The organism is Blautia massiliensis (ex Durand et al. 2017), from assembly GCF_051861785.1.
Lineage (GTDB): Bacteria > Bacillota > Clostridia > Lachnospirales > Lachnospiraceae > Blautia_A > Blautia_A luti_A.
In genome coordinates this window covers 2047740-2065411 of record NZ_CP146725.1, presented here as the reverse complement: position 1 = coordinate 2065411, position 17672 = coordinate 2047740, and the positions used below count along the sequence as shown (strand labels likewise).

Here is a 17672-nt window from a genome sequence, read left to right as displayed (position 1 = left end):
CAAAAGGTCCTGAAACTGAAGCCCTTGACTCTGGCGTCTTTTCAATACCAATAGAAAATGCCCCTGGATGAAACAGAGAATGGGGGAATCCAGGGGCATCTCTATCGGATTATAGTGTAAAAGCAATTTGTGATAAAAGTAGGATAAATTTGTGATAATTTTGTGAAACTCCCGGACAAAAAAATCTCCTGTCGGACAGATTTGACTTTGTTCGACAGGAGGTATCTTATGCCAGTGGCTCTCTGAGCGGTGTTCCGGCTTTTCTCGGATATTTGCCCGGGGTATTTTTTACCTTCTCGATAATGACCAGGGAGCGGCCGATCTCAGAGCCCGGAAGGTCAAAGTACTGAATATCCCTGATCTTTCCACCAAGGATCTTTACCGCTTTCTCTGCTGCTTCTGCTTCTTCCTTTACAGAACCGGATTTATAGGACACAAAAAGCCCTCCGACTTTTACATACGGGAGACAGTATTCAGACAGGGTTGCAAGTCCGGATACTGCTCTGGATACGCAGAGATCATATTTTTCTCTGTAGGCTTTGTTTTTTGCATATTCTTCAGCTCTTCCGTGAATGGCGGAAATCCCCTCCAGGTCCAGGAGCGCAAAAGTTTCTTCCAGGAATTTTACTCTTTTATTGAGTGAGTCCAGAAGGCAGGCTTCCACCTCCGGGAAGGCTATTTTCAGGGGAACACCCGGGAATCCGGCGCCGGTTCCGATGTCCATAACGGTTTTTATCTTACCCATATCTACAGCCTTGACGCAGCAGAGGCTGTCCAGGAAATGTTTCACGAGAACCTCGTCAAATTCTGTGATACCGGTGAGGTTCATGACTTTGTTTTTTTCTACAAGATATTCGTAGAACCGGATAAACTGGTTTTTCTGCGTGTCACTGAGTGTGATCCCAAGCTCCTCGCAGCCTTTTTCCAGGATTTCTAAATTGTACATGCAGCTTCCTCTCTTATTTTCTGTGTTTTATTGTTATTCTTTGTATTATCCGTGTTTATGTCCGGATCTGCTTTCCAGATATACAAGAAGCACGGAAATGTCAGCCGGGGATACACCGGAGATACGGGACGCCTGGCCGATGGACACCGGTCTGTAGGCTTCCAGCTTCTGGCGTGCCTCAATGCGGAGGCTTCCTACATCTTCGTAATCAATGTCTTCCGGAAGCTTTTTCTGCTCCAGTTTCTTAAACTGCTCTACCTGCTTCATCTGGCGGCGGATGTAGCCATCATATTTGATGTTGATCTCTACCTGCTCACATACATCTTCCGGAAGCTCCGGTCTTTCTTTATCGATGGGTGCAAGCACCTTATAGTTAAGCTCCGGCCGACGGATCAGCTCTGCAATGGTGGTTCCGGATTTCAGAAGGGTACTGTTCAGAGATTCCAGAAGGCTCTGTACCTCTGCAGAACCACCTACGGTTGCATGTTCCACTCTCTCGATCTCTTCCTGTATCCGGCGTTCTTTTTCCTGTAATTTATGGTATGTCTCATCATCGATCAGGCCAACCTCCCAGCCTTTTTTGCGAAGACGAAGATCTGCGTTGTCCTGGCGGAGGAGCAGACGGTACTCAGCACGGCTTGTCATCATTCGGTACGGCTCATGGTTCTCCTTTGTTACCAGATCATCGATGAGAACGCCAATATATGCCTCTGAGCGGTCCAAAATCAGCTGTTCCCGGCCTTTTACCTCCATAGCTGCATTAATTCCCGCTATGAGGCCCTGAGCGGCTGCTTCCTCATATCCGGAGCTTCCGTTAAACTGTCCGCCGCTGAAAAGGCCCTTGATCTTTTTGAATTCCAGTGTGGGATAGAGCTGGCGCGGATTGATGCAGTCATACTCAATAGCGTAAGCATTTTTTACAATCCTGGCGTTCTCCAGACCCGGTACGGAATGGTACATCTCGTACTGAACATCCTCCGGCAGGGAGCTGGACATTCCGCCGATGTACATTTCATTTGTGTAAAGACCTTCCGGTTCAATAAATACCTGATGGCGTTTTTTGTCTGCAAAACGGACTACTTTATCCTCAATGGACGGACAGTAACGTGGTCCGGTTCCTTCGATCATTCCGGAATAAAGGGGGGATCTGTCCAGATTTGCACGGATGATCTCGTGTGTTTTTTCGTTTGTATAGGTCAGCCAGCAGGATTTCTGCTCGATCTGTACAGATTCCGGGTCTGTGGAAAAAGAGAACGGTACGACTCTTTCATCTCCGAACTGCTCTTCCATCTTAGAATAATCAATGGTGTTTCCGGCGATTCTGGCCGGAGTTCCTGTTTTGAAGCGGAACATTTCGATCCCCAGCTTTTTCAGGGAATCCGTAAGGTAATTGGCTGCCTGAAGGCCGTTCGGTCCTGTATAGTTGCTGACGTCGCCGTAAATGCAGCGGGCCTTGAGGTAGGTTCCTGTACAGAGGACTACAGCTTTTGCGTGGTAGGTGGCTCCTGAGAAGGTTTTTACACCGGTGATGTGCCCGTCTTCTACCAGAAGCTCGGTCACTTCACCCTGGCGGATGGTTAAGTTCTCTGTATTTTCCAGTGTCTTTCTCATTTCTGTGCTGTAGGCCTGTTTATCGGCCTGTGCACGAAGGGAATGGACTGCAGGGCCTTTGGACTGGTTGAGCATTTTGGACTGGATGAAGGTTTTGTCTATGTTTTTACCCATTTCCCCACCGAGAGCATCCAGCTCACGGACGAGATGCCCCTTGGAGCTGCCGCCTACATTGGGGTTGCAGGGCATAAGGGCGATGCTGTCTACGCTGACTGTGAACATGACTGTGTTGAGCCCTAAGCGGGCGCATGCCAGTGATGCTTCGCAGCCTGCGTGGCCGGCGCCTACTACTATGATGTCGAAAAACTGTTCCAGATTTTTCATGCTTTTTCTCCTTTATTTTTCTCTTATTTTTCTCTTATTCTTTTTCTTTATTTTTCTTTGTGATTTTCTTTTTCTTTGTTTATTGTGTGGTTGGTTTTTGGTTTTATTTTTACTTTCTTGGCAGAGGGCCTGGTTTTTTTGCTTTGGGAAGCTGTGGAAAACCGCAAAGGGGCCGTAAAGCCACGGCCCCTCTGCACACCCCTCGGGCTTTTTTTTTGGAGTTCTTGCGTTGTGGTGTGGGATACGGTGTTGACTTTTGTCTGTATGCTTCGGTATTGGATGCGGAACGTTGTGCCGAGGGGGTTGCAATGGAACTGTAATGAGGTTCTCGACGTGCGATGCACGTCTGCGGGGTTATTCCTGCTTCCGTCTGCCATATTTCGGCTCAGTGTTGAATTGCCAGTACAGAAGCATACAGGCACAAGTTAGTTTCTTTCAGCATTCCACAATCGCTGCACTATATAAAAAAGGCCCAGGGGTGTGCAGAGGGGCGCGGCCTTGTGCCCCTTTGCGGTTTTCTCACATTCCAATGTGATCTACCCTCTGCGGGCTTCCGCAGTCCATGTGGCATACAGCAGGGAGCCGCAATCTATGCGGTTATACGACCGGAGTTCCGCAATCCATGCGGCATATACGGCCGGAGTTCCGCAATCCATGCGGGCATTCGGCCGGGGTCTCCGCAGCCCATGCGGTTATTATTTCCCCATACAAAATTTAGAAAATATCTCATTAACAAGGTCTTCCCCAAGTGATTCTCCCAGAATCCGTCCCAGACTTTCGTATGCATCTGTCAGGTCTATGGAATAAAAATCCTCCGGCATTCCGCTTTCTATGCTATTTTCTACCAGAGAAAGACTTTCCTGTGCTTTTAAAAGCTCCTGTCTGTGGCGTTCATTGGTGATGTAGACTTCATCATTGAAGTCAATCTCCCCACTGAAGAACATTTCCCGGATTTTTTCTTCCAGGTCTGTGATCCCGGTTTCTTCTTTTGCGGAGATTGGGATCACCGGCTGGTTTATTCTGCTCTTTAAATCCTCTATATCTATAGCAGATTCAAGGTCTGTCTTGCTGTAGAGGACAATTGTCTTTTTCTCTTGCAAAATTTTTATGATTTCTTCGTCGTTTTCATCTAACGGTACGGAGGAATCTACGACATAGAGGATCAGGTCTGCGTCTGCTGCCATTTCCTTGGCTTTGGATACGCCGATTTTCTCTACGATGTCTTCTGTCTGGCGGATTCCGGCTGTGTCAGCGATCTTTAATGTGATCCCATGCAGATTGATATACTCTTCCAGTACGTCTCTGGTGGTTCCTGCGATATCGGTCACGATGGCTCTGTCCTCTCCCAGAAGCAGGTTCAGCAGAGAAGATTTCCCTGCGTTCGGCTTGCCCAGGATCACGGTCCGGATACCTTCCTGTATGATCTTTCCGTCTCCGGCTGTTTTTAACAGGTTCTGTATTTTTTCTTTTTCTTCTGCTACGATCTGCTCTAATTCTTCCGAATATCCTGTCAGATCATAGTGCTCCGGGTCGTCTAATGCCGATTCAATGTACGCTATATGGTACAGCAGTTTTTCTCTGATCTGCTGTACGTTTTTTCGGACTGAGCCTTTTAATTGTCCTACAGAATTCTTTAATGAGTACTCATTTTTGGACTGTATCACATCCATAACGGCCTCTGCCTGGGAAAGATCGATCCTTCCATTGAGGAATGCACGCTTGGTAAATTCTCCCGGCTCGGCAATAATGGCTCCGTTTTTCAACACAGTTTCCAGTACCTTTTTCATGGCTAAAACGCCGCCGTGGCAGTCGATTTCTATGGTATCTTCTCCTGTGTATGTCCGTGGTCCGCGCATGGCCATGACCAGCACTTCGTCTACCATTTCTTCGTTATCATAAATATATCCATAATGGATGGTGTGGCTTGGGACGTTTTTCAGAGATTTTTTTCCACCCTTGGAACGGTATACTCCGGATGCGATCTCAAAAGCCTCCGGGCCACTGATCCTGACGATCCCAATTCCAGATGCGCTCATGGCTGTGGAAATCGCAGCAATCGTTGTCTCTTCCATTTTTCACTCTCCTTTGTCAAACGGATAAAAGCATCCGCTATATCACACTGCAGCTGATCGCTGTCATGCCGTTTATCCTGGTCCAGCGGATAAAAGCATCCGGTTAAACGCAAAAATGTTACTCCGGAAAAGCTTTTTACACGCAAAAAACACGTGTTATTCACGCTTTCACCTAGAATAACATCTTCTGTCAGTTTCCATATTTATAATGCTAGAGCGTGTTTGAAAAAGGCTTTCTGCAAGATGTGCGTCACAATTTGTGGGAGATTTTGTCCGGATGAAGGCGCCGTAGCGGGCTACGGCAACTGAATTCGGGCAAAATATACCGCAAAGTGGGGCGTGCAGATTGCGGGAATGATTTTTCAAATACGCTCTAATCTCTGCATTCCGGATGTCCGCTGCAGAAATATCTTTTGTTATTTGCTCTTCAATGATTATAAAGAATTGTTGCGGAGATTGCAATGATAATTTTTAATTTTCAGTTCCATACAAAAAAGCCGTACCCACGGAGCTTACGCTCCGGGATACGGCTTATAGCTTTACCGGTGGATCATCAATTATTGCGTTTCAGTTTTACTACTACATGTCTGTAAGGTTCTTCTCCCTCACTGACTGTCTCTACATAGCGGTTGCCCTGCAGAGATGCATGGATGATCCTTCTTTCGTACGGATTCATCGGTTCCAGAACTACCGGTTTTCTGGTTTTCTTTACCTTGAAGGCGATTCCTCTTGCAAGGTTCTCCAGAGTTTCCTTACGACGGCGTCTGTAGTCCTCGGTATCGAGTTTTACACGAATATAGGTAGACTCGCCTTTGTTTACCACAAGGCTTGTCAGATACTGAAGAGAATCCAGTGTCTGGCCTCTTTTTCCGATGAGGATACCCATATCCTCACCTTCAAAATCCACATCCAGAGAACCGTCTGCAGTGTTGTATTTCGATGTGATCTCCACTTCTCCAAGATCCATGGAGCCGAATACGTCACGAAGAAATACGACTGCTCTCTCCTCAACCTCTCTGATCTTCTCCGGATCGCTGAGGATCTCTATCGGTCTGCCCTGCTTCGGTGCTCTCTCACGTGTTTCCTTCGGCTGACGCTCCTTTGGAGCTCTTGGCTGTTTCTCACGTGCAGGCTTTGCTTTGCCCTGGAAATCCCTTGCAGGTCTTTCCTTTGGTGCTGCTGCCTTTGCAGGTGCTTCTTCGGATGCCTTCTCCACCTGTACAGCTTCTTTCTTCACCGGCTTCTTCTCCTCTGCAGGAGCTGCTTTCGGTGCAGATTCTTTCTTTACATCCGGAGTAAAAGGCTTTTCTAATTTCTTCTCTTCTTTGATAGCGTCCAGTCTCACGGACTCTACCAGTTCATCGATCTCCTGCATATCAGAAACTGGCTCGATTCTGCGAACTTTGATCACGGCAGGTTTGCTGCCGATTCCGAAGAATCCGGAGCTGCCTTCACTGATAACCTGAATATCAAGCTGGTCACTGGAAGTTCCAAGCTCAAGACACGCTTTTGTGATAGCTTCATTCTTTGTTTTTGCTGAAAACTGAATGTAATCCTCCATTACGAACCCCTCCGTTCCTGATTATTTCTTCTTATTTCTCTCATCAAAGTCTCTTACGAGATTTGCTTTGGCTGTGATGCTGCCCGGTTTTGCACTTCTTGCCTTCTCATAAGCAGTATCAACCTTCTGTGTTCTGTCTGAAGCACCGTTGTTTCCGCTGTTCCCCTTATTGATCACAGGTTTATTGATATTCTTGGCGGACTGATGAGCCTGATTGGTGATCTTCTGCGGCGGAAGTCCTTCCTTCGCACGCTTCGCTTCGATCTTCTTCATATTCTCATTAACCAGATCATCAATGTTCATCTTATCAAGATGACGATTGATTGCAAACTGCTGGGCACTTCGAACGACAGCACTGGCGATCCAGTAGATACCAAGACCAACCGGGAATGTGAAACAGAAGAATGCAGACATCAGAGGCATGACCATGTTCATGGTTTTCATGGAGTTTGCCATTGCGCTGGCCTGATCATTTCCGTCTGCCGGCTGTGTTGCAGCCTGTGGCATAAGCTTCAGGTTCAGCATCTGAGTTGCCCATGCAAGAACCGGGATCAGAAGTGCTACGATCGCAAGTAACAGAGAACCATGATTTTTGAAGAATTCCATGATATAGTACAGCGGCTGGTCTGCGATATTCAGGCCACAGAAGCCCTGCATCTTGGAAATATTGCCGGATGCTTTTGTGATCGCATCAGAAAATCCTGAAAACTGATCCATCTTTGCCAGCTCTTTCCACTGGGAAGGAGAAAGTGCATACAGAAAATCAACAATAGAGTTACTTGTAGCATTTCCGGCACTGTCCATAACGAGACGCACTCGTGTCATGGAATGGTCTTTGATAAACTGCTGCAGGATATCTGTGTATCCGTTTACAGCTAGCAGGTTGTCAACTACACCAGTAAAAATGTTCTTTACACTTCCAACGTAAGCAGGAATCCGGTAGATAACCTGATACAGAGCAAACAGAATAGGCATCTGAATGGCTAACTGTACACAGCTACCGGTTGGAGAAACACCATATTTCTGATAAACAGCCTGGGTTTCTTCGTTCATTTTCATCATGGAAGCCTGATCCTTTTTACCCTGATATTTCTTCTGGATCTTCTGGATCTCAGGCTGCATGATCGCACTTAACTTGGAGAATTTCTGCTGCTTGATCTGCAGCGGTGTCATAAAGGCAAAGATAAGAATACTGAAGATAATGATACAAAGACCAATGTTCTGGATTCCGAACAGGCCGTCAAGCATCTTATATATGCCATCCATGATCCATCCCATCACAGACGCGATCTGTCCGATAATAGGAGTTCCGGTTTTTGTTGCTAAAAACAGTTCCAAATTCATTTCCTCCTAGACTTCTTATTCAATTGTAAAAGTCCGGTAACTATTCATTCGTCCACTAACTGCGGAGGTACTGAACAGTTACAAATTCCGATAACTGCTCTGCCCGGGAAAAGGCTGAACAGTCACAAAATAATTCATGGCACAGGGTCATAGCCTCCGTGGGAAAAAGGATTGCATCGCAATATCCTCCATGCCGCAAGAAGACTGCCCTTAAATGCGCCATATTTTTCGATTGCTTCCAAACCATATTGAGAACATGTGGGAATATAAGGACATTTCGTCCTCTTCATCGGCGATATATATTTTTGATAGAGCCTTATCATCTTAATCAGAAATTTCTTTATCATGTTCATTCCCTGTTATATGATGCTTTCTTGCAAGATGCAGAAAAGCACTCTCGATCTCGTGAAAGCTCTTGCCCTTGGCTGCGGCTCTCGCTACTACTACAATATCAAGGTTACTGTCAAAATCTGTTTCGTTGAGACGATAGCTTTCTCTGATCAATCTGGTGAGTCTGTGGCGAACCACACTGTTCCCTACTTTTTTGCTTACTGATATTCCCAGACGATTCTTCATGTGCTGATTCTTCAGCACGTACATCACCAGAAGCCGATTTGCGTACGATGTTCCGTTCTGATATACAACTTTAAAATCTTGATTTTTCTTTAAGGACTCTGATCTGATCAAACGAATCCTCCTTAATTAGATTCCGTCTGCGCGGATATTTCTCCGGATAGAAGAAAAGACCACATAAATGCGGTCTTGCAGCTTATGCTGATAACTGTTTTCTTCCTTTTAATCTTCTTGCAGCTAATACTTTACGTCCGCCCTTTGTGCTCATGCGAGCTCTGAAGCCGTGAACTTTAGCTCTGGATCTCTTTTTTGGCTGAAATGTCATCTTCATAGGTAAAGCACCTCCTTTATCTATTTTTAATTGTTATGAAATAACTTATCATTCAGAACATCGTTTCAATTATATAAATAAACCTCCTTTTCGTCAAGTAAAAATTGCAAAAAACCCGATAAAATCAAGGGTTCTGTAAAATACCCCCATCTTACGGTATTTATTTTTTTCTCTTATGTGGAAAGCGCTTATGGTTTACGTAACATTATCCACATTTTGTGGATAACTTGTGGATAACTTGTGGATTGACCGGAAATCTATCCACTTTTTCGGAGGGTTTGTTCACATCGTTTTCAAAAAAACCCTTTATTTGCGGTATTTTTAAGGTGGATTTTTTTATACACATAATTCTTCCACATTTTCCACCAATTCTCGACTTATGGAAACCTCCAGGACTCTTATCCACAATAATCCACCCTAATCCACAGTAATTTCCCCACAGTATCCACATTCTTTTCCCCAAAATCTCAAGGATTTTCCATTGCGAAAACCCCTTTTTCATTGTAATATATAAAAGGATATCTATCTCCAGTCGCAGACTGGGGTTATTATAATACTCATGGGAGGAAAAAATGGACGCTGTTATTGAAAAATGGGAGGAGATCCTGCAAACTGTCAAATCTGAATATGAGGTGACTGATGTCCCTTTTAATACCTGGCTTAAGCCGCTGAAAGTTTATGAGGTTGACGGAAAGCTGATAACAGTGGTTGTTCCCTCTGAGCAGGCAGCGATCGGAGTCAATTATATCAGTAAACGCTACAAAATACCCCTCCAGGTTACTATCTGTGTACTGACAGGCATGGAAGAATGCGAGGTTCGCTTCGTTCTGGAAAAAGATCTCCCCAAAAAAACAGAAAAAAACACTTCTTATGATAAACAGGTTCAGGATACACGTTACGAAGAGGCGCATTTAAATCCAAAATACACCTTCGACACCTTCGTTGTAGGAAGTAATAACAAATTCGCCCAGGCAGCAGCTCTTGCAGTTGCCGAATCACCGGGAGATACCTACAATCCACTGTTTATCTATGGCGGAGCCGGTCTTGGTAAGACGCATCTTATGCATTCCATCGCTCATTTCATTCTGGAACACGACGAAAACAGCCATGTTTTGTATGTAACCAGTGAGGAATTTACCAACGAGCTGATCGAAACCATCCGAAACGGAAATAACACGGCAATGAGCAAATTCCGTGAAAAATACAGAAATATCGACGTTCTTCTTGTCGATGATATTCAGTTTATTATAGGAAAAGAATCCACACAGGAGGAATTTTTCCATACATTTAACAGTCTTCACAGTGCCAAAAAGCAGATCATCATATCCTCTGATAAACCACCGAAGGATATGGAAATCCTGGAAGAGCGCTTCCGTTCCCGGTTCGAGTGGGGTCTGATTGCGGATATCACGCTGCCTGATTACGAAACCCGAATGGCGATCCTTCATAAAAATGAAGAAATGAACGGCTACAACATCAGTGAAGATGTTATCAAATATATCGCTACCAATATCAAATCCAATATCCGTGAGCTGGAAGGTGCCTTCAACAAGGTCATGGCCGGAGCCAAGCTTGAGAAAAAGGAAGTAACTCTGGAGCTGGCAGAGCAGGCACTGAAGGATATTATTTCTCCGGATGAGAAAAAAGTGATCACACCGGAATACATCATCTCCGTTGTTGCAGAGCATTACGGAGTCACACCTGCGGACTTAAGCGGAAACAAACGAAACTCCAAGATCGTCATGCCCCGCCAGGTTTCCATGTATCTCTGCCGTGAGATCATATCCACACCTTTGAAAAATATCGGAAAAGCGCTCGGAAACCGTGACCATACCACCGTTATGCACGGTATCGAAAAGATCGAAAACGAATTGCAGAACGACGATAACTTAAAAAATACCATTGATATATTGAAAAAGAAGATTAATCCACAAGGTTAGTGGAGTTTTCCACATTACTGGTGTATAACGTGTTGATTGTATGTGGAGAGATGTGTACAACTTTTTTGCCAAAACGCGGCGGTAATTTTATCCCCGGATTATTCACATGCGAAACTACCACTTTTACACAAAGTTGTCCCAGCGGAAAACCCCTGAAAACATCAGGCCTGCGGGAGTTTTTCACAAAATCTGGCCCCCTACGGCGGTTACTGCGGATTTTTTCTATAAATATATTTATAAAAACCACAAATTGTTCAGAAAGGGAGTTATACACACTATGAAAATCATCTGCTCCAAATCAAGTCTGTTAAAAAGTGTAAGTATCGCACTCAAAGCAGTTCCATCAAAAACCACAATGCCAATCCTGGAATGTATTCTCATGGATGCAACCACAAACCAGATCAAATTTACCACCAACGATATGGAGCTGGGAATTGAAACGATCGTTGAGGGTACTATTGAAGAAAAAGGTAAAGTTGCTCTTGATGCAAAAATCTTCTATGAAATCATCAGACGACTTCCGGATAATGATGTTACCATTAAGACCGATGATAAATATGCAGCAACCATTACCTGTGAAAAAGCAAAATTCAATATCCCCGGAAAATCAGGAGAAGATTTTGCTTATTTACCGATGATCGAGAAGGATGAACCGCTGACGATCTCTCAGTACACACTGAAAGAAATGATCCGCCAGACTATTTTTTCGATTGCTGTAAATGAAAACAATAAGCTTATGACCGGTGAACTTTTTGAGATCAAAAATAACTGTCTGAAGGTAGTTTCTCTGGACGGACATCGTATCTCTATCCGCAAAATGTCCCTTAAGAAAGATTATTCTGACCGTAAGGTGGTAGTTCCGGGCAAAACTTTAAGCGAGATCAGCAAGATCCTTTCCGGAGAAGTGGATGATCAGGTCAGCATTTACTTTACAAAAAACCATATTTTATTTGAATTTGATCAGACTATGGTAGTTTCCAGACTGATCGAGGGAGAATATTTCAGAATTGACCAGATGCTTTCCAGTGATTATGAGACAAAACTGAAGATCAACAAAAAAGAATTCCTGGATTGTATTGACCGTGCCACACTTCTGGTACGTGAGGTTGATAAAAAACCGATCATCATCAACATCACAGACGATGATATGGAGCTGCGCATTGATTCTGCAATGGGTTCCATGAATGAAGAAATCGATATTGAAAAAGAGGGTAAGGATATCATGATCGGCTTCAACCCGAAATTCCTGATCGATGCGCTTCGCGTTATTGATGATGAAACCGTGACAATCTATCTTGTAAATCCGAAGGCCCCGTGCTTTATCCGTGACGATGAGGAGAACTATACTTACCTGATCCTTCCTGTAAACATCAACCAGAATCAGACCAGATAAAACCTGGGGTAATGTGACTGTTTTTGACCGATTATGTGCAGGAATGCGGTTGCGTTCTGAGAATTGTTTCATGCGTAAACTGCTGGAAGGGGGGATTTAAATTACCGCCTTCCGGTGAAATTTGTATTTTGGGGGGATTTTAAATACCGCCAGGAGATCAGAAAAGATCGATCTGACGGAGAAAATACCCCGGAGATAAGAGGAGAAAAAATTGGAGATCAGAATTAAAGACGAATTTATCAAGCTTGGTCAGGCGCTGAAGCTGGCCGGTGTTGTGGAGGACGGCGTTGAGGCGAAATATGCCATCAATGATGGTCTGGTACTGGTGAACGGCGAGGTGGAGAACCGCCGTGGCCGCAAGATCCATCCTGGAGATACCATTTCCTACGATGGAAAAGATATTTATGTGATCGGGTGAAGGAATGTACATTGAATCCATCAGACTGAATAATTTCAGGAATTATGAGTCGCTGGAGATGAATTTTGATCAGGGCACCAATATTCTCTACGGTGACAATGCCCAGGGAAAGACCAATATCCTGGAGGCGGTTTATCTGGCAGGTACCAGCAAATCCCACAAGGGAAGCAAGGACCGGGAGATGATCCGCTTTGAGAATGAGGAATCCCATATCCGAATGATGGTGAAGAAGGGCGATCTTTCATACAAAATAGACATGCACCTCCGGAAAAACAAAGCAAAGGGAGTTGCCATCAACGGGCTGCCGATCCGCAAGGCAAGGGAGCTGATGGGGGTGGTGAATCTGGTGTTTTTTTCTCCGGAGGATCTTAATATCATCAAGAATGGACCGGGAGAGAGAAGACGTTTTCTGGATTCGGAGCTTTGTCAGCTGGATGGTGTTTATATCACGGAGCTGGCCGGCTACAATCACATCGTGAACCAGAGAAACCGTCTTCTCAAAGACTGTTGTATGAACCCCGGGCTGAAAGGTACCCTGGATGTCTGGGATATGCAGATGGTCGATTACGGAAAGAAGATCATCAGGAAGCGGGAAGCCTTTGTGGAGGAGCTTAACGAGATCGCAAGGGGGCTTCATAAAGGCCTTACCGGCGGGATCGAGGAGCTGGAGATCCTGTACGAGCCAAGTGTGACGGCGGCGGAGTTTGAGGATAAGCTTTCCAGGAACCGGGAGCGAGATCTTCGGATGAAGCTGACCTCCGTGGGACCGCACAGAGATGATTTCTGCGTAAAGGTCAACGGGATCGACATCCGGAGGTATGGTTCCCAGGGGCAGCAGAGGACTGCGGCCCTTTCCCTGAAGCTTTCGGAGATCTATCTGGTGAAGAAAAAGATCCGGGATACACCGGTGCTTCTGCTGGATGATGTTCTTTCGGAGCTGGATAGCAGCAGGCAGACATATCTGCTGGAAAGCATCCACGATATACAGACTCTGATCACCTGTACAGGACTGGATGATTTTGTCAGCCATCAGTTCAAGATCAACAGGGTTTTTCAGGTGGTAAAGGGGCATGTTTATATGCCTAAAGGGTTTTGACAAGCCCGTATGCATATGGTAAACTGATTCTGATTATGGAAAGTTGGTGAATATTTTGGATAAAGAGGAGTTTCGCGTTAAGCTGGGACAGATCAATAAGCTGGTCGAGACCCAGGATTACAAAGGCGCCATGCAGATTGTGGACAGCATTGACTGGCGTCGTGTGAAAAACGTCCGTACCCTTTGTGTAGTGGGCGAGATCTACGCGGCCAACAAGCGCTATGAAGAGAGCAAGGAAATTTTTCTTCTTGCCTACCACAGAGCGCCGATCGGCAAGAACATACTTTACCGTCTGATCGAGGTTTCCCTGAAAATGGGACAGATCAGTGAAGCCACAGAATTCTTTGATGAATACAGAGAAGTGGCAGGTAATGATAACAGCCAGTATATACTGAAATATAAGATCGCCAGAGCGAAGAATGCATCTCTGAATGAACAGATCCGTATTCTTGAGGAATATAAGGAGAAGGAATTTACGGAGCGCTGGTCCTATGAGCTGGCCAAGCTCTATTACAAGGCAGGAGACAAGCAGAAGTGCCTGGATCTCTGCAATGAGATGATCCTTTGGTTCAATGACGGAACTTATGTGATGAAGGCCCTTGACCTGAAACAGCGGATGGGTGTTCTCACTGGCGAAGAGAAAGAGAAATACGAACAGCGTTTTATCCCGAAGCTGATCCCGCCGGAAAAGGCGCAGGAGATCAGGGAGAGCAAGGAAGCATCCGGCGAGTATGAGGAGGCAAAACCGGTCACAGATACTATCCAGGTAGATGATGAGCGGGATCTGAACAGTGCGGAGACATTCCAGGAGAAGCTTTCCAAGGGATTCCGTGATATCTTTGGCGGACATAAGAAATCTGCGGAAGAGGATATGGAGGAAAAAGAAGCTGCGCAGGATGAAGAGCCGGAGGCTGAGACTGCTGCGGCAGCAGAACCGTCAGAGGAGTTTACAGATTCTGAGGAGATCGAAGCAGCAGAAGGAAGTGAGGAAGCTTCGGATGAGCCTTCTGAAGAGCAGGAAGAGTTTTCCGGAAAGGAAGCGGATGAGATCCCGCTGGCATCCGGTGTTGAGAACCTGTCATCCGGAAGTATGAAGCTGAAGACTCAGGAACAGCAGGATAAAGAGGAAGAAGAGGCTTATCAGGAAGCGGAAGAAGCTGAGGCTGAGAAAGCTACAGAGATGTCTTTGTCCCAGAGTGTTGCAGAGATCATGAAGGAGAAGTCTGCCGGAAATGAGGAAAGTGAGGAGAAGCCTGCAGGGGTTCCGCTCAATGAGGAAGGCAAGCCTGATTTTTCCGCAACGATCCGTATGCCGGAGCTGAAGATCCCGAAGTCCATGATCAATGTGGACCCGGAGAATGCAAGCAGTTCCGCGGAGATCCCGGATGCGTCCGGAATTTTCGGAAGTATCGAGGATATTGCGGCATCTGTAGGTGACAGGTCCGGGAAGGATAAAGATAAGGACTTCAACCTGGAGGATACTATTCTGGCAGCAGCTACACAGCAGGGAATCGATATCCCGGAGGAAGAGAAATCTCCGGATGTCCAGCAGTCCGACGTAACGGAAGAGCCGGCAGGTATTGAGGATCTGGATATTGTGGCTGATGAATTTGTTCCGGAGGAGCCGGATGCGGCAGATATCGAGGATATCATGGCACAGATCTCCGCTCAGCAGGAGGAAGAGGTAACGGAGACTTCCGATACCAGACTTCCGGATATCGTATTTGATGAAGATGAGGAGCCGGTTACTGAGGAGGATCTTCAGGCTGCAGAAGCAGAGTTTCTGAATGGTCCGTCAGGAGTACAGAAGCCGGTGGAAGAAGAGGATGTGCTTCCGGAGATTCCTTCACTGGAATCTGAAGAGCAGGTGCAGAAGGCGGCAGCAGAGCCTTCTGCGAAGCTTCATCATGAGGAACCGGTGGCTTCAGCGGAAGAGGAAAATCTTCTTGATGAGGAAGAAGAATACAGTGATGACGCCTTTGACTTCCAGGATGAGAATGACGAGGATGACTTTATCAGCAGTCTCATCGGTGATGATTCTGATGAAGCCATGGAAGAGGACGATGAGGAAGAGGAGCTCAGCGAGGAAGAGCAGCTTGAGAAATTTATCGCTACGGTCCATCCGGAAAAGGATCCTACAAAGATCGTTTCCAGAAAGAAAGAGCTCACAGATGAAGAGAAGCAGCTTTTCACCTATTTTGTTACAGTTCCCGGAATGAAGGAACAGCTGCTTGATGTACTCTGCGATGTGCAGATGGGCGCAGCAGACAAGACCTCCCAGACCGGAAATGTGATCGTTATGGGCGGCAGAGAAACAGGTAAGACGAGACTGATCTCAAGTCTGATCCCGGCAATCTGTAAAGAGCTGAATATCGAGGCTTCCAAGGTTGCCTATATATTTGCGGATGATCTCAACGGAAAGGATATTCCGGAGATCGTATCCAAGCTTGCCGGCGGTTTCCTTGTTATCGAGGATGCAAACCAGCTTTCCCAGGAAACAGCAGATGAGCTTGAGGAAGCTATGACCGGAAACACAAAGGGAATGATCGTGATCCTGGAGGATGAAAAGATCGGTATGCGTAAGCTTATCGCAAGATATCCGAAGCTTGCGAAGAAGTTTACATCCATGATCAACATTCCTGTATTTACAAACGATGAACTTGTTAATTTCGCCAAGGTCTATACCATGGAGAATGGATTCCGTATCGACCAGATGGGCATGCTTGCTCTGTATAATCTGATCGGGATCAACCAGAAGGAGGATCAGCCGATGTGCATCGGTACTGTGAAGACCATGCTGGATAAGGCTATGGAGAGAGCTCAGAGCGGATTGTTCAAGCGTTCCAAGAAGCGTGTGGACCGTGATGGCTACACGGTACTTTTTGAAAAGGATTTCAGCTGAAAATAAGAAAAAGCAGAGGTAAAAAATATGGCCAGACCTTATCTTGGTAACCCGAAATATACCATTGAAGTCCTTCAAAAGTATCATTTTGTTTTCCAGAAAAGGTTTGGTCAGAATTTTCTGATCGACGAGCATGTTCTGGAAAAGATCATTGAGTCTTCGGGTATCACGAAGGATGATTTTATACTGGAGATCGGTCCGGGTATCGGAACTATGACCCAGTATCTTGCGGAGGCTGCCAGAGAGGTGGCTGCTGTGGAGATCGACAGTTCACTGATCCCGATCCTTAAGGATACGTTGAAGGACTGGGATAATGTTTCTGTGATCAATAACGATATCCTGAAAACGGATATCAAAAGGATCGCGGATGAGAAAAACGGCGGCAAGCCTGTGAAGGTGGTTGCGAATCTGCCGTATTACATTACGACTCCGATCATCATGGGGCTTTTTGAGAAGAATGTTCCTGTGGATTCGATCACTGTCATGGTGCAGAAGGAGGTTGCAGACCGTATGCAGGTTGGTCCCGGTACCAAGGATTACGGTGCGCTTTCCCTGGCTGTGCAGTATTATGCGAAGCCGGAGATCGTTGCGAATGTACCGCCGAACTGTTTTATGCCGCGGCCGAAGGTTGGAAGTGCGGTGATCAAGCTGACGCGTTATGAGAAGCCGCCGGTGGATGTGAAGGATGAGGGGCTTATGTTCCGTCTGATCCGTGCATCTTTTAACCAGAGGAGAAAGACACTTGTGAACGGGATCAGAAATTCCGGAGATTTTTCCCTGAGTAAGGAGGAAATCGAGGATGTGTTCAACAGGTGTGATCTTCCGCTGAATATCAGGGGTGAGGCGCTGACACTGGAGCAGTTTGCGATGCTTGCAAACTGTATTTATGATGAGAAAAATTAATATATGATAAACGCAAAAAGAGCCCGGGCAGCTGTTCCGGGTTCTTTTTGCGTTTCCGGACGGGAATGTTGGAGAGGGTTCCTGTCCGGACCTATATATTTGTTATAGAAAGGAGGTTATGTCTGAGGTGTCAGACATAAGTAAGTAATGAAAATTTACATTTTTTATTTTACTGATGAGATGTTAGGAAAGTTTGTTTAAAATATGAAAATATTGTGAATATATTTTTGGTGATATACATAAAGTCTGAATGGCGTG

At 45.7% G+C, this 17672-nt stretch carries 15 protein-coding genes and 2 pseudogenes; 7 read left to right on the top strand and 10 right to left on the bottom strand.

The window, feature by feature from the left end; translation table 11 throughout:
- Positions 1 to 226: 226 nt before the first annotated feature.
- The 4 genes and pseudogenes from rsmG to V9W66_RS09890 all read right to left on the bottom strand — a co-directional run.
- Positions 227 to 946: a 16S rRNA (guanine(527)-N(7))-methyltransferase RsmG gene (gene rsmG, locus V9W66_RS09905; protein WP_144092153.1), complete on the bottom strand. Its 720-nt coding sequence runs from the start codon at positions 944 to 946 to the stop codon at positions 227 to 229.
- 45 nt (positions 947 to 991) lie between these two features.
- Positions 992 to 2881: a tRNA uridine-5-carboxymethylaminomethyl(34) synthesis enzyme MnmG gene (mnmG, locus tag V9W66_RS09900; protein ID WP_015526548.1), complete on the bottom strand. Its 1890-nt coding sequence runs from the start codon at positions 2879 to 2881 to the stop codon at positions 992 to 994.
- Between the two features lie 695 nt (positions 2882 to 3576).
- The gene (gene mnmE / locus V9W66_RS09895) at positions 3577 to 4953 is read right to left on the bottom strand and encodes a tRNA uridine-5-carboxymethylaminomethyl(34) synthesis GTPase MnmE (RefSeq protein ID WP_015526550.1); all 1377 of its coding nucleotides are present in this window, start codon (positions 4951 to 4953) and stop codon (positions 3577 to 3579) included.
- A 168-nt stretch (positions 4954 to 5121) separates the two neighbouring features.
- Positions 5122 to 5259 (bottom strand): annotated as a pseudogene (locus tag V9W66_RS09890) (DUF6783 domain-containing protein); the annotation flags it as partial.
- Here V9W66_RS09890 and V9W66_RS09885 point away from each other — a divergent pair.
- A pseudogene (locus tag V9W66_RS09885) lies at positions 5197 to 5418 on the top strand (DUF6783 domain-containing protein). The pseudogenes V9W66_RS09890 and V9W66_RS09885 sit on opposite strands and share 63 nt — an antisense overlap.
- 88 nt (positions 5419 to 5506) lie before the next feature.
- On the opposite strand, the gene jag reads toward V9W66_RS09885, so the two are convergent.
- From jag to V9W66_RS09855, 6 genes are all read right to left on the bottom strand, one after another.
- The gene (gene jag, locus V9W66_RS09880) at positions 5507 to 6514 is read right to left on the bottom strand and encodes an RNA-binding cell elongation regulator Jag/EloR (RefSeq protein ID WP_144092155.1); all 1008 of its coding nucleotides are present in this window, start codon (positions 6512 to 6514) and stop codon (positions 5507 to 5509) included.
- A 21-nt stretch (positions 6515 to 6535) separates the two neighbouring features.
- Positions 6536 to 7852, bottom strand: a complete 1317-nt coding sequence (yidC, locus tag V9W66_RS09875) for a membrane protein insertase YidC (protein ID WP_330575187.1) — start codon at positions 7850 to 7852, stop codon at positions 6536 to 6538.
- 140 nt (positions 7853 to 7992) lie between these two features.
- The gene (gene yidD / locus V9W66_RS09870; protein ID WP_015526553.1) at positions 7993 to 8205 is read right to left on the bottom strand and encodes a membrane protein insertion efficiency factor YidD; all 213 of its coding nucleotides are present in this window, start codon (positions 8203 to 8205) and stop codon (positions 7993 to 7995) included.
- A complete protein-coding gene (gene rnpA, locus V9W66_RS09865; RefSeq protein WP_021650160.1) occupies positions 8183 to 8545 on the bottom strand; it encodes a ribonuclease P protein component in 363 nt (120 codons plus the stop codon). The genes yidD and rnpA overlap by 23 nt, the downstream gene beginning before the upstream one ends.
- 82 nt (positions 8546 to 8627) lie before the next feature.
- Positions 8628 to 8762 (bottom strand): 50S ribosomal protein L34, encoded by a 135-nt coding sequence (gene rpmH / locus V9W66_RS09860; RefSeq protein WP_005423866.1) that lies wholly within the window; start codon positions 8760 to 8762, stop codon positions 8628 to 8630.
- A gap of 205 nt (positions 8763 to 8967) precedes the next feature.
- On the bottom strand, positions 8968 to 9225 hold the full coding sequence (locus V9W66_RS09855; protein ID WP_144092159.1) for a hypothetical protein: 258 nt from the start codon (positions 9223 to 9225) through the stop codon (positions 8968 to 8970).
- A 109-nt stretch (positions 9226 to 9334) separates the two neighbouring features.
- Here V9W66_RS09855 and dnaA point away from each other — a divergent pair, with 109 nt between their 5' ends.
- From dnaA to rsmA, 6 genes are all read left to right on the top strand, one after another.
- Positions 9335 to 10702 carry a chromosomal replication initiator protein DnaA gene (gene dnaA / locus V9W66_RS09850; protein WP_144092161.1) on the top strand — a complete coding sequence of 456 codons (1368 nt, stop codon included), beginning with the start codon at positions 9335 to 9337 and terminating at the stop codon, positions 10700 to 10702.
- Between the two features lie 277 nt (positions 10703 to 10979).
- Positions 10980 to 12095, top strand: a complete 1116-nt coding sequence (gene dnaN / locus V9W66_RS09845; RefSeq protein WP_144092163.1) for a DNA polymerase III subunit beta — start codon at positions 10980 to 10982, stop codon at positions 12093 to 12095.
- Positions 12096 to 12306: 211 nt separating this feature from the next.
- Complete coding sequence (locus tag V9W66_RS09840; protein WP_021650164.1) at positions 12307 to 12513, top strand: RNA-binding S4 domain-containing protein; 207 nt, start codon at positions 12307 to 12309, stop codon at positions 12511 to 12513.
- A gap of 4 nt (positions 12514 to 12517) precedes the next feature.
- Positions 12518 to 13609: a DNA replication/repair protein RecF gene (recF, locus tag V9W66_RS09835; RefSeq protein ID WP_144092165.1), complete on the top strand. Its 1092-nt coding sequence runs from the start codon at positions 12518 to 12520 to the stop codon at positions 13607 to 13609.
- Between the two features lie 55 nt (positions 13610 to 13664).
- Positions 13665 to 16511: a hypothetical protein gene (locus V9W66_RS09830; protein WP_144092167.1), complete on the top strand. Its 2847-nt coding sequence runs from the start codon at positions 13665 to 13667 to the stop codon at positions 16509 to 16511.
- A 27-nt stretch (positions 16512 to 16538) separates the two neighbouring features.
- The gene (gene rsmA, locus V9W66_RS09825; protein ID WP_144092169.1) at positions 16539 to 17414 is read left to right on the top strand and encodes a 16S rRNA (adenine(1518)-N(6)/adenine(1519)-N(6))-dimethyltransferase RsmA; all 876 of its coding nucleotides are present in this window, start codon (positions 16539 to 16541) and stop codon (positions 17412 to 17414) included.
- The last annotated feature ends 258 nt before the right edge of the window (positions 17415 to 17672 follow it).

Coding starts and splice junctions, on each gene's coding strand:
- rpmH (WP_005423866.1), bottom strand. CDS start 8,762: ATGAAGATGACATTTCAGCCAAAAAAGAGATCCAGAGCTAAAGTTCAC.
- rsmA (WP_144092169.1), top strand. CDS start 16,539: ATGGCCAGACCTTATCTTGGTAACCCGAAATATACCATTGAAGTCCTT.
- yidD (WP_015526553.1), bottom strand. CDS start 8,205: ATGATAAAGAAATTTCTGATTAAGATGATAAGGCTCTATCAAAAATAT.
- recF (WP_144092165.1), top strand. CDS start 12,518: ATGTACATTGAATCCATCAGACTGAATAATTTCAGGAATTATGAGTCG.
- dnaA (WP_144092161.1), top strand. CDS start 9,335: ATGGACGCTGTTATTGAAAAATGGGAGGAGATCCTGCAAACTGTCAAA.
- rsmG (WP_144092153.1), bottom strand. CDS start 946: ATGTACAATTTAGAAATCCTGGAAAAAGGCTGCGAGGAGCTTGGGATC.
- jag (WP_144092155.1), bottom strand. CDS start 6,514: ATGGAGGATTACATTCAGTTTTCAGCAAAAACAAAGAATGAAGCTATC.
- mnmE (WP_015526550.1), bottom strand. CDS start 4,953: ATGGAAGAGACAACGATTGCTGCGATTTCCACAGCCATGAGCGCATCT.
- dnaN (WP_144092163.1), top strand. CDS start 10,980: ATGAAAATCATCTGCTCCAAATCAAGTCTGTTAAAAAGTGTAAGTATC.
- mnmG (WP_015526548.1), bottom strand. CDS start 2,881: ATGAAAAATCTGGAACAGTTTTTCGACATCATAGTAGTAGGCGCCGGC.